Source organism: Variovorax sp. OK212 (assembly GCF_900112425.1).
Taxonomy (GTDB): domain Bacteria; phylum Pseudomonadota; class Gammaproteobacteria; order Burkholderiales; family Burkholderiaceae_C; genus Variovorax.
Genome location: NZ_FOLP01000016.1, coordinates 51,089 through 63,251, shown reverse-complemented (window position 1 = coordinate 63,251; position 12,163 = coordinate 51,089). Strand labels below are relative to the sequence as shown.

12 protein-coding genes are annotated in these 12,163 nt (G+C 62.7%); 5 read left to right on the top strand and 7 right to left on the bottom strand.

All coding sequences use genetic code 11. The features are described 5' to 3' along the window. Positions 1–71: 71 nt before the first annotated feature. From BM004_RS30875 to BM004_RS30855, 5 genes are all read right to left on the bottom strand, one after another. Entirely contained in the window at positions 72–305 is a 234-nt protein-coding gene (locus BM004_RS30875; RefSeq protein WP_256220122.1) for a hypothetical protein, read from the bottom strand. A 97-nt stretch (positions 306–402) separates the two neighbouring features. Further along, complete coding sequence (locus BM004_RS30870) at positions 403–1,146, bottom strand: hypothetical protein (RefSeq protein ID WP_093219064.1); 744 nt, start codon at positions 1,144–1,146, stop codon at positions 403–405. A 110-nt stretch (positions 1,147–1,256) separates the two neighbouring features. Beyond that, the gene (locus tag BM004_RS30865; RefSeq protein WP_143072576.1) at positions 1,257–1,757 is read right to left on the bottom strand and encodes a hypothetical protein; all 501 of its coding nucleotides are present in this window, start codon (positions 1,755–1,757) and stop codon (positions 1,257–1,259) included. Between the two features lie 115 nt (positions 1,758–1,872). Next, the gene (locus tag BM004_RS30860) at positions 1,873–2,118 is read right to left on the bottom strand and encodes a hypothetical protein (protein ID WP_093219061.1); all 246 of its coding nucleotides are present in this window, start codon (positions 2,116–2,118) and stop codon (positions 1,873–1,875) included. Positions 2,119–2,599: 481 nt separating this feature from the next. After that, a complete protein-coding gene (locus BM004_RS30855) occupies positions 2,600–3,535 on the bottom strand; it encodes a LysR family transcriptional regulator (protein ID WP_093219060.1) in 936 nt (311 codons plus the stop codon). A gap of 103 nt (positions 3,536–3,638) precedes the next feature. Between BM004_RS30855 and BM004_RS30850 the strand changes: the two genes are divergently transcribed. Then, positions 3,639–4,625 (top strand): Bug family tripartite tricarboxylate transporter substrate binding protein, encoded by a 987-nt coding sequence (locus BM004_RS30850; RefSeq protein WP_093219058.1) that lies wholly within the window; start codon positions 3,639–3,641, stop codon positions 4,623–4,625. Between the two features lie 89 nt (positions 4,626–4,714). Beyond that, positions 4,715–6,346: a gamma-glutamyltransferase gene (gene ggt, locus BM004_RS30845; RefSeq protein WP_093219057.1), complete on the top strand. Its 1,632-nt coding sequence runs from the start codon at positions 4,715–4,717 to the stop codon at positions 6,344–6,346. 341 nt (positions 6,347–6,687) lie between these two features. Here ggt and BM004_RS30840 read toward each other — a convergent pair whose 3' ends face one another. Beyond that, entirely contained in the window at positions 6,688–7,287 is a 600-nt protein-coding gene (locus BM004_RS30840; RefSeq protein ID WP_256220121.1) for a hypothetical protein, read from the bottom strand. A gap of 204 nt (positions 7,288–7,491) precedes the next feature. On the opposite strand from BM004_RS30840, the gene BM004_RS30835 reads away from it, so the two are divergent. Beyond that, a complete protein-coding gene (locus tag BM004_RS30835) occupies positions 7,492–8,073 on the top strand; it encodes a hypothetical protein (protein WP_143072575.1) in 582 nt (193 codons plus the stop codon). A 155-nt stretch (positions 8,074–8,228) separates the two neighbouring features. On the opposite strand, the gene BM004_RS30830 is transcribed toward BM004_RS30835, so the two are convergent. Continuing rightward, complete coding sequence (locus BM004_RS30830; protein WP_093219053.1) at positions 8,229–9,629, bottom strand: tryptophanase; 1,401 nt, start codon at positions 9,627–9,629, stop codon at positions 8,229–8,231. Positions 9,630–9,833: 204 nt separating this feature from the next. On the opposite strand from BM004_RS30830, the gene BM004_RS30825 reads away from it, so the two are divergent. Beyond that, on the top strand, positions 9,834–10,307 hold the full coding sequence (locus BM004_RS30825; RefSeq protein ID WP_093219052.1) for an Lrp/AsnC family transcriptional regulator: 474 nt from the start codon (positions 9,834–9,836) through the stop codon (positions 10,305–10,307). A gap of 388 nt (positions 10,308–10,695) precedes the next feature. Beyond that, positions 10,696–12,150, top strand: coding sequence for an MFS transporter (locus BM004_RS30820; RefSeq protein ID WP_093219050.1), 1,455 nt, complete (start codon positions 10,696–10,698; stop codon positions 12,148–12,150). Positions 12,151–12,163: the final 13 nt, after the last annotated feature.

Below are 12,163 nucleotides of genomic sequence, written 5' to 3'. Positions count from 1 at the left end.
TACCTGAAGCACAGCGTCGAAGGGAGCCGGCTTTGTCGCGGTGGCAGAGGACCGCTTCTGGCCGGGTGCGGTCAGCCTGCCGAAATTGCGGCTTCAACCCAAACGACTTCGTCTGCGTGATGCTGGCCGATGGTATCTAGCGCCCCCTCTAACACCAGTGGGTCGCGCGCTCCGATAGGATAGGCGAAGCGCGTCAGGCCTTTCCCCATCATTGCAGCAAAGTCTTGCTCAGTGACGGCATCGGCGCCACACCAAACCGCGGTGCTCGAACCCGCCGCCTCACGCATCGCATCTTTCAGACCCATGGGGGTTATTGCAAGAAAGACCACATTCGCTCCGGTTGTCGTTTTGGGGAAGTGCTGAGTGACCGGTTTTGGCCGAGTCCGTCCTTCTGGCTACATGTCAACTCCCAAGCAACATCCTCCACCAGGGGCGCGTCTGCTTCTGGATCGCGTCAAGCAGAGCACCGCTCGGTAATGTACTTGGTGGTTCCGGCGTTTTGATCTCCCGCATCTTGGAGATTGCCCGGTAAAAGTGATAGACAGGCTCTGCTTCGGTCTCCCAAGGACACACGCCGAATTGGGCGATCAATGTCTCATGGAGGACTCTCCCCGTAAGATCGTCCTCTGCAATCTCGACCCGCGGATCTTCAAGGTAAAGCATGCGTTGCCGCTCATCTATCGGGCAGTCGTCATCCTCCAGATACGATTCCGCAGACAGCCATCTCTGCTCGATGGCGGTTGGCGCTCCATACTCGATCAAAGGTGGCAGTTGAGGTCCGCCCATGGTCTGAAGTCGTGATCGCTTTCGGACCCCGTTTTCGACAAGCGCGTAGCCGTAACTCCCGCCAGAGTCGTAGTTGCAGAAAACCGTGAAGGTGGCCGGAGAGCCCAATTGGTGGTGGAGCAAAAGGAGATCACTGTTCACATCTTTCAGATGGCCCCACGCGAGATCGCCACTGCAAACGAAGATGGCTCCGTCGAAGTTCTGGACCATGACGTCTCCACCATGGCGGATGTCGAACTCTCGAACGTTCGGGTGCGCGATCTCCACATACTCTTCGCCAAAGAGCCCAGAGACGAATCGCGGCAGATCCGAAATCTCTGTCTGCGGCCAGAAGGCGACTCCTGCTTGTGCTACCCCCATGACTGTTTCCCCCTTGTTCGGCTCTCGTTCCCGGAAAATTACTGACGATCAGCGGCTCTTCTTCTCAAGAAGGGAGAGCGCACGAAATGTCCGATCTTGGCCGTCCTCGGTCACAGCGGCACTTCACTCGCCGAAGATATAACAGTGACAGTTCCCGATTCGCACATGTCGGCAAGGCCGGGCGGAAGTTCGGCCGTGATTTCTGTCCGCGCGAGAACGTAGCTGCAATCCAACTCGTAGTAGCACATGCCTGGAAGGCCGAGCAGTTCGAATACGAGCGGAGCTAGACGACCGCCGGAAACCGGTCGCTCGAAGATGACCGACTCGATGCCCTTGGCTTCGCTGCCGCCGACGAATCCAACTTCGCAAAGGTCATCGTCTGCTGGCGTGAATTCCAGGCGACCGCCGGCATCACCGACATCACCGTACCGTTGCAGGATTGAAACCACCAAGGCGAAAGGAAACGCGCTCGGTTCTCCGTTGGCGAACTTCTGCACAAATACTGTGTAGCTCATGTTGGTCGATTGTTGACGCGCCTTCAGTTGGTGTGCACGCGCTTCAGCGCAACCGAACACACATTGTGTGAACGCGCCGCGAACGTCAGCTTTCAAGCGAGCTGGGCCTCCTTAGTGAATGTCGGCTTCTGGCCGCGTGCCGACGCTGTCCAATAGCCGCATCGGGGAATGGCTGCCGTACAACTGGATATCGGCCCACCATTCCTTGCCGTCATGGGAAGGTCAAGTCCAAGCCGAGCATCTTGCTAAGGCCGAAGGCGAGGAGCGAGAGGACCAGGAGCAATAGCACGAAGACTGCGGCCACCTTGCCGCTCGCGCGTAGCACCGCGCTCCGCTTCTCCTTCCCCTCCTTTCCTTTCTTCCCCTGCTCATAGTGCCACTTGATGGCGAAGAACATGCCCGTGCCGAACACGAGAACCTTGAACGCAATGAAGACGACAGGAACCCAATCCATCATTTGATTATTTCCAAGCTATTACTTGACGCTATCTATCGTGAGGAGCACTGGTCTGAAACCAGTCTCGAGCGGACAGTCGACGCGGAACTGAGCAGGTCCGCGGCTGGCCGAGGCTGCGTGAAAACTCGCAATGGGCGTGTTTTCGGGGGTACTCAAACCCTTCTCTCGCCTTCGATCGTCGATCCTGGATCTCTCCGAGAGGTCCACTTCCGATATGGCCAGTAGCACGATGAGTTTTCACACAGCCTCGGCCGCCAGCCGCAATCGTACTGCGTAGATTCTTGGTCGAAGCGATGGCTTAAATCCTCTCGAGCAACTGAGCTACCGCTCTTCCTTTGCGTTGGGCTGTTGCGTTTCGCGCGCGATACTCGTCTTCAATCGCCTCATCGAGTCAAAGATCATCCGCTTCTCCGGTTGCGGAGCGTCTGGTGCTGCCAGGATTGCTGTCGAACCCCAGGGCAGTGGGCACGCGCTCGTGGACCTACGCGCGCAAAGCATGCGCCTTCAGGCAGGCAATGAAGTCCATGAGGGTGGCCGAAACGTGCTCGCGGTTCCACACCACGGTGATCGGGCCGAAGCGGATGTTTGTCTCAATGGCGATCTTCCTGAACAGCCCCAGCGAGGCCATGTAGTCCGCCATGGATTGCGCACACACGCCGACGTAGTCGCCCTTTTGCAGCAGTGCCTGCATCATGGCCAGCGAGGCCGTTTCTGCCTTGGGCACCAGCCACGATGCTTGTTGCTCGATGAGATAGGCATCCATCTGGATGCGAGTGAGCGTGCCACGGGGAGGCATCACCCATTTCTCGCGCAACACGTCGGCAAAGCCCGGTGGCTGGCCGCTGTCCCAGTGCTTGCTGCCGTGGCCGATGACGATGCTCACCTGGTCATCGAAGAGCACGTGATGCGCCAGCTGCGGCTGGTGCGCCCTCGCATCCAGAACGCCGATCACGGCATCCATGGCACGCGTGTCCAGGCCCTTGAGCAGGTCGTCGAACAGCCCGTCGTGAATGGACACCGCCACATCGGCATGGCGCTGCTGGAACGCGGTCACGGCTTCGGGCAGGCCACCGGCGATGCCTGCCCAGACGCTGCCCACATTCAGTCGCGGCACGCGTCCCGCAGCCACCGCATGCATCTCGAGGCCGGTGCGGGCGATATCGCCCAGCACGGTGATGGCCAGCCGTTTGAGCAGATGCCCGGCGGGCGTCAGCTGTACCTTGCGCCCGCGCACCACCAGCGGCGTGCCCGCCACGCGTTCGAGTTCAGCCAGCCAGTGCGACATGGCAGATTGCGTCATGTGCAGCCGCGCGGCCGCCTCGGTCAGCGTGCCCGCCTCGTCCAGCACCAGAAAGGATTCCAGATGCCGGACCTTGATGCCCCGGGCCCAGGAGAGGCCTTCCGAACGCTCGATCATGAGTAAACCTTCATGGTTCCATTTTGCATTTTCACTAGGCGGATAGCAGGGGTTGTCATGAAAATTACTTCAACTTTCATGTCAGACCCTCAGAGGAATCCCTGTGCCTAAAGCAATCACGAACGTCTACAAGATCCTGATGGGTGTCGCGGTCGCGGCCGCCACGGCTACCACCGTGTACGCGCAATCCTCCTACCCCAGCCGGCCCGTGCGCCTGGTCGTATCGCAGGCTCCGGGCGGCAGCAGCGACACGATCGCACGCATGTGGGCCGAGCACGCGGGCAGGGCGATTGGCGCCACCATCGTGGTGGAGAACAAGCCCGGTGCGGGCGGCCTCATTGCCGCACAGGCCGCGCTGAACGCGCCCGCCGATGGCTACACCCTGCTGTTGGGCAGCGTGTCGCTGATGGTGCTCAACCAATTCACCTACAAGCCGCTGCCCTACAACCCCGAGAAGGATTTCGTCGGCGTGACCATGCTGACCACGGTCCCGTTCGTGCTGTCGGCCAATCCGGCCACGGGCATCAAGACGCTCAAGGATCTGACGGAAAAAGCCAAGGCGGCGCCGGGCAAGTTGAACTTCGCGTCCGCCGGCCTGGGCAACTCCACCCATCTGGCGGTCGAGCTCGTGTCCAATGCCCTGGGCATTTCGATGACCCACATCCCGTACAAGGGCGAGGCCGACGGCATCCTGGCCACCATTGGCGGGCAGACCGAAGTGATGGCACCGGTGTATGGCACGGCCCTGCCCCACATCAAGAACCACAAGCTCAATCCACTGGCCGTGTTGTCGCCACAGCGCACCCCCGAGCTGCCCGACGTGCCCACCCTTGGCGAGCTGGGGGTGAAGGGGTTCGACAACATGGGCTGGAGTGCCGTGGTGACACGCACAGGCACGCCGCCCGACATCGTGGAAAAGCTCAACAAGGCGACGGCAGCCTTCCACAACAGTCCCGACGTGCAGGCCAAGCTCAAGAGCATGGGCGTGATCCCCATGTCCGGCCCTTCCGTGCTGGTCATGGAAACCGCGGCGCGTGATACCAAGGCCTGGGGGCCCACGCTCGGCGCACTGAACCTCAGCGCCAAGTAGGCCCGTGGCGCGCAAGCGCCGTCCCTTTTCCTCTCACCTCCACCCCTTGCCGTGTCCCTGATGCAGCAAGGGGGTCGTCAGCACAAGTCATGAAAAAAGAAGCAATGGTGGTCTGCCCGCAGCCGGAGGCCGCCGAATCCGGCATTGAAATCCTGCGCGCGGGCGGGAACGCGGTGGATGCCGCCGTCGCGACCGCGCTGGCCCAGACGGTGGTCGATCCTCTGATGTGCGGCATCGCAGGTTTTGGCACCGCTGCCGTGTACCTGCCCGGCGCCCAGGTGCACGAGTATTTCGACTTCCACTCGCCTGCGCCCCTGGCGGCCAGGGAAGACATGTGGGAGCACCTGCTGGAAGGCGAAACCAAGGACGGTTTCGGCTTCATCCTCAAGGGCCGCGTGAACGACATCGGCCCTCAGTCCATCGGTACGCCGGCCACGCTCAAGGGCCTGGAGGCCATGCACCAGGCGCACGGCCGCCTGCCGTGGCGGCAGGTGGTGGAGCCCGCCATCCGTTGGGCCGCGGACGGCTACTTTGTGCGGCCCGGCATGCACGCCTTCTGGATCGACGAGCCCACCATGGGCCGCGTCGGCAACCTGGAGCGACTGCAGTACTGCGAGGACAGCCGCCAGCTGTACTGCCGCCCCGACGGCCGCCCCAAGCCCATCGGTGCGCCGCTGCGCAACGAAGGCATGGCCGCCGTGCTGCGCCAGATTGCCGAAGAAGGCGCACATCCGTTCTACCAGGGCGACCTGGCGCAAAAGATGGTGGCGCACCTGCAGTCGCTGGGTGCGTTGATCACGCTCGACGACCTGGCCCGGTACCAAGTGCAGCGCAACCCGCCGCTGGTGGGCCGCTACCGCGACCGCACCATCACGACCAACCAGCCCCCGGGCGGCGGTGCCATGCTGCTGGAGATGCTCAACATCCTTGAGCACCTTGATCTGGCGAGCCTGGAGCACAACAGCCCCGCCTACCTGCAGAGGGTGTGCGAGGCCATGAAGAAGGCGACGATCGACAAGGACCGATGCATCGGCGACCCGAAGTTCTTCGACGTGCCGTTGGATCGCTTGCTGTCCAAGGACATGGCCCGGGAAGTCGCCGAGCAGATCCGCACGGGCCACCGTTTCAACGTGGAGCGCGTGAACCCCGGTGCGCCGGTGCCGCGCGACACCACCCACCTGAGCGTGGTGGACGCCGACGGCAACGCCGTCTCCCTGACTCACTCGCTGGCCATGCCCTCGGGCATCATCACGCCGGGCATGGGCTTCCTGTACAACGGCTGCATGGGCGTGTTCGACCCGCGCCCGGGCCGCGCCGGCAGCATCCGGCCGGGCAAGAGCCGCTTCACTTCGTCGTGCCCCACCATGACCTTCAAGGACGGCGAGCTCGACGTGGTGCTCGGCGCCCCCGGTGGCACGCAGATCGCCATGGGCGTGCTGCAGGTGCTGCTCAACGTGATCGACCACGGCATGGAGATGCAGGCAGCCGTGTCGGCGCCTCGCTTTTCGTCCACCAGCAACGCCATCGACGTGTGCAACCGCATTCCGCGTTCCACCACGCACGCGCTGGAAGCATTGGGCTACGCCATTGGCCGCAACCCGTACAACTACACCATCGGCTGGGTGCACGGCGTGCAGGTACAGGCCGATGGCCTGCACGGCGGCGCCGACCCCGGCCGCGATGGCGTGGCGTACCGGCTGCGCATGGACTTGGCGCACTGATCGGCTGCGGGTCCCCGGGCAGGCCTGTGCGCCCCGGGTGCACTGAGGTGCTGCAGATGCTTTGCTCGAATCTCTCGAAGATGTTCGCGCAAGCCGAACGAGCGTAAGCGACGGCGTCTCAGTTCTTACGACTTGCGTCCGCGCCAAGCTGCGTCCCGCAAATTGCCTCAGACTTCATGATGCTGACGAGCACCCTCACGCTCGTGCCCTCACAGATGACCTTGTCTCAGACTGATTGGCGCAGAGCAGAATGAACGCTTCTGGCCGAGGCTGTGTGGAAACGCGCTCGGCATACCGGTGTGCCGAGCGCGTTTCCACACAGCCTCGGCCACCTGTTGCCATCAGAGCGCCTCGTGATCAGGATTCCATTGGGCCAGATCATCCACCGGCCGGGGCAGGCGACCTTCGAGCGTTTCTGCAATCCAGGCCGGGTCTATGTAGTTATAAGTTGACTCGATGACCCATGAAAGAAATTCCTTGGGACCACCGTTCATATAAGGCGCAGGGGAAACCGGCTTGAAAACGGTGGGCAACTTCTCCTCAAGAGAGATGTAGTTGAGAACGAAGCCAAGTTCCTGAACTACCTGCCAAGCCATTGAGTGGTCGAGATCGATGTTCAATTTCACCCACCAAAAAACGTCCGGGGTCGAACCCGATGAGAGAACTTTCACGCCTGGCACCCGTGACAGGAAGGCGACCAGTTTGGGTAGCCCGGTGGTCACCACCCCTCGATCGACTGCCTCGACAGGTGGCGTGATCGATTCGAGCTTTTTAACGACGTGTGCGTGCAAGCTTCGTCCCGCATCGGACGCTTCACGCTCAAGTGCGTTGTGGAGTTTGCTGGGAAGCTCAAGATCCATGTTATCGATGCAATGAAGTTTGAAGGGTGGGACGTTCGCCCGCTCCTGACCGATTGTGCTGGACCAGAGGTCGGTGCGCACGCGCTTCGAGTCGCCGGATGTCCCGTCGGTCCGACCCGGCAGGCGGCAAGAGCGTTGAACTGGAGGACGCCGACGAGAGGCTGCTTGTGGCCGGGCCGGGCTGCCGCGATGGTCGCACATGCACGCCGAATGCCGTCGGCTGCCGGCCGAAGCAGGATGCAAGGCATGATCGCTCGAGAGTCAGCCTGCTGAGCCTCCTTCACCATGAAATACATTCGCCACCTTCTTGTTCTTTTCGCCGCGGTCGCGTGCACCCATGTTGGCGCCCAAACGACAAGCGCCGCGCCGCGCAGTGCCAACGACTCCCCGGTTCCCGCCGCGTCGCGTGGATCCATTTCCGAATCGAATGCCGCCGTGTTCAAGGCTTGCGCCGGCGCTTCGACAGCGAATGGCGCGTGTCCGCTCGATGCGGTCTTCGGCCTCTTCAAGCTCGCGCCGAACAACGACGTGCTGGACTTCAAGGTTTCGAACACCGTGCCTCGGGTGATCAACCAGAACTACGGTTGGATCCTGAAACTCAACAAGAAGACGGGCAAGGTCCGCGTGCTCGAACGCATGACCTTGCCGGTAACCCCCAAGACGTGGGGCGCCGGTGGCCAGCCTTACGGCATGTCAGCGGATCGCAAGACGCTTTCGCTGGACGTGACCTTGACGATCCACGACGGCACCGTCTCGAAGTCTTGGGACGTGGCCGATGGTGATCCTCCCGGCCATTACCTGATCAGCGCCTACGTCGAAGACTCCGCCCCTGTGCAGTTCGAGTTCGACGTCATCGATCCAAGATGACCTGTTGCCGTCAGCCTGTGGCTTGAACTCGTTGCGGCTCTCCCGCAAGTTCGCTTGCGTGAGAACGCTCGGTCAAGCACACGCGAGCATCGTTCTGCGTACGCCGCAGGCCCGGCACTTGGTCGCGCCCGGGGCGGCGTACGTTCAAGCGAGCATCACCCTGCGCTCTCGGAAGTCCAGCGAAACCGTGCCGTGAAGTTCCGCAGGAGTTCGGGCTCGTATGTGAAATCGAGCCCCCGGATCGCATGCGCGCGCCTGGCCACTGCGGCGAGCGCGTCGGCGACGTAGTCCATGTGGTCGTTCGTGTAGACCCTTCGCGGGATCGTCAGCCGCATCGACTCGAGTGGCGCTTTCTCCTGCTTGCCGGTGAGCGGGTTGCGCCCCAGGAGCAGGGATCCGATTTCGACGGCCCGCACGCCGGACTCGATGTAGAGCTCGCATGCCAGTGCATGCGCGGGAAACTCCTCGGAGGGGATGTGCGGCAGCAGGGCTGCGGCATCCACGAACACGGCATGCCCCCCGGTGGGGTATTGAATGGGGATGTCCGCGGCGCGAAGACGCTCGCCAAGATAGGCGACTTGCCCGATGCGGTAGTTCAGGTAGTCGGGATCCATCGCCTCTTCGAGGCCGACGGCCAGCGCCTCCAGGTCGCGGCCCGCCAGGCCTCCGTAGGTGATGAAGCCTTCGCGCACGACGCAGCGCTCCTGAACCGCGCGGAAAAGATCTTGGTCATCGCGGAATGCACAGAATCCTCCGATGTTGACCAGTCCGTCCTTCTTGGACGACATCACGGCGATGTCGGCGCAGGACATCATCTCGCGCACGATCTCCGGGATGCTGTGCTGCGCGTACGCCGGTTCGCGTTCCCGGATGAACCAGGCGTTCTCGGCGAAACGGGTCGCGTCGATCACCATCGGAATGCCGGCCTGACGCGCCATTCGAGAGGCGGCCCGCAGGTTTTCCAGTGCGACCGGCTGGCCGCCGGTGGTGTTGCAGGTCACGGTGGCCACGATGGCCGCGACATTGGAGGCGCCTTCGGTTTCGATGAGCCGGGCGAGCTCGGCCAGATCGAAGTTGCCCTTCCAGTCGTGGTATTCGCTGGTGTCGAGAGCTTCCTTGTTGAGTGCGTTGAGGGCGCGCGCGCCGGCCAGTTCGATATGCACCTTGGTGGTATCGAAATGGAAGTTCGACAGGAACACCGGCTGCCTGGAGCCACGCCGCTTGACGAGCTCGGGGTAGAGGATTTGCTCCGCGCCGCGTCCTTGGTGGGCGGGAACGAGGTACGGATAACCGAACACGTTGTTGATGGTTTCGACAAGTCGGTAGTAACTCCGGCTGCCGGCATATGCCTCGTCGGCGGCCATCATGGCGCTCCACTGTCGATCGCTCATGGCGCCGCTTCCGCTGTCGGTGAGCAGGTCGATGTAAACGTCGTCGCTGCGCAGCAGGAAAGGGTTGAGTCCTGCCTGGCGCAGCGCTTTCTCGCGGTGCTCGCGCGTCGTCATCGCGATTCGCTCGACGGTCTTGATGCGGAAGGGCTCTGGTATTCGTTTCATGAGGATTCCATGGTCTCTGGTTCGGCCAAGCAGGAGGAAGATTGAAAAGGAAGGAAATTGCGTCGGTTGGCCATGCAACGTTTTTTCATTGCGAAGGACAATCGAATTATTCGGATTGGGGCTGGAAATGAGTTTTCATTCCTGTCCATGGCCGATCGAAAAAAGAGGAAAACTTGTACGATTCGGTTCTTTTGAGAGAACATATTGCGCATGCTCAAACTCGATCGAACTGACGTGCGCATTCTTGGCCTTCTCCAGGAGAACGGCCGAATGTCGAACCTCGAACTGGCCGAGGCGATCGGGCTTTCTCCGGCGCAGTGCAGTCGGCGCCACCATCGCCTGGAGGAGGGCGGGGTGATCGCCCGCTACGAGGCGCGGCTTCGACCCGCCGCGGTGGGGTTGCATGTGACGGCCTTCGTCCATATCGGCATGGAGCGGGGCCACATGCGGGACCTCAAGCTGTTCCGGCAAACCCTTGCGCGAATGCCCGAGGTGCTCGAGTGCCATTCGGTGACAGGAGACTTCGACTACGTTCTCAAGGTCATCGCGCGTGATCTGGAGGGGCTCAACGTCTTCCTCACGGAACGGCTGGTGGCGTTGCCGGGCGTCAACCTCGTCAGGTCCAGCGTTTGCCTGGAAGAAATCAAGCCGCGATCGGCGCTGCCGCTGCCGGAGTAGCGATCCGGAAGCAGCGTGCGCCGCGCTCACGCCGCAGGCGAGCCGCTTCGACCGCGGTGCGCGCGGCGTTGCAAGTCAAGGCTGACCGAGCCGCCACAGGCGAGCCGTGACTCGTCGGCCCGAAGCCGACATCCGCACATCTGCACATCTGCACATCCGCGGTGCGCAGCCGTACCTTCACGGTGCATCCAGCCTGAAATTGCCCCTGTGGCGCCTCCGAAATCCGGGCATGGCGCTTGCGTGTTGTTGTCCGTGACTGAAATTTGAATTTCACAAAATTGTTCTAGGTGAAATCGATATGTCATTGCAACGGACTCGCCGATAGCATCCGACACGCGATTCCGGACAGCACCGAGCAAATGCTTCTTCCTTTCTCAAGGGGTTTCCTATGGCTGGACCTGCACTTTCCTCCGGGCCCGATTCGCCCCGGGTTGCCGAGCTCGATCGCGCGCTCGACAAGATCGGTGTCACGCGCTCGCACCACACGATCATCTTTCTGATCCTCATCGGTTGCCTGTTCGACAGCTTCGAGCAGAACGCGGTCGGCATCGTGGGGCCGATGCTGCGCGCGCAGTGGGGCCTGAGCGCATCGGACATCGGCCTGCTGAACACCGTCACCTTCACCTGCGCGGCCATCGGGCGGATCATTTCGGGCTTCATTGCCGACCGCTACGGCCGCCGCGTGATGCTGTCGATCGACCTGCTGCTGTTCACGCTGGGCGCGGGCGTGTGCGCGATGGCGCCCAACTTCGCGGTGATGGCCCTGGGGCGCGCGATCGTCGGCTTCGGGCTGGGCGGTGAGATCGCCATTGCGGTGACCATGCTGGCCGAGTTCTGCTCGACCAGGTTCCGCGGCACGGCGGTGGGCCTGGTGAACGTGGGCGCGGGCGGCCTGGGCAACTTCCTCGCGCCGGGCTTCGGGCTGCTGGTGTTCTGGATGTTCCCGGGCGACAACGCCTGGCGCTGGCTCTTCGCGTGCCTGATGGTGCCGGCGCTGCTCGGCGCGTTCTACCGCCGCTACATTCCGGAAACGCCGCGCTTCCTGCTGTCGCAAGGCCGCGTGAAGGAAACGAACGCGGTGCTGTCGCGGCTCGCATCGGGCCGGCTCTCGGCGAAGAAGGTGCCGCAGCAGCAGTACATCGACGAGAGCGGCGCCGACGCACAGCCCGCGAAGACGAAGGTGCGCGTCACCGAGATCTTTCGCGGTGCGCTGGCGCGGCGCACCGTGCCGCTGTGCATCACGATCTGGATGACCTACGGCGCGCAGATCTCGGTGCTCACGCTGATGCCGACCATCCTCGTCACGCTGGGCTACAGCATGTCGAAGAGCCTGCTGTTCACCATGGTGATGCAGGGCGGCAGCCTGCTGGGTGCCATTGCGGCGTCGCTGCTGGGCTTTCACTTTCCGCGCAAGCGCGTGCTGACGGCCGGTGCGGTGTGCGCCTGCCTGGCGGCGCTGACGATCGGCTTCGTGGCCAAGAGCATCGTGGTGATCCTCATCGCGGGCGCCGTGTTCCAGTTCTTCGTGCTGCTGCTGAACACGACGATCTGGATCTTCGCGCCCGAGCTCTACCCGACGCGCGTGCGCGCCTTCGGCACCGCGTTCATCCTGGCCACGGGCACCGCGGCGGGCGCGCTGATGCCGCTCGTGGCTGGGCGGCTGTTCGATGCCTTCGGCCTCGTGGGCGTGTTCGGCCTGGCGGCGGGCATGTACGCCGTGTTCGTGATCAGCGTGCAGAGCGTGCCGGAAACCTACGGCCAGTCGCCTGACGCGCTGCCCCTGCCCGGTGAAGGCCCCGTGGCCGGCACCCCACCGGCCGCCAAGATGGCGCAGCCGGGTTGAACCTTCTGAAAGC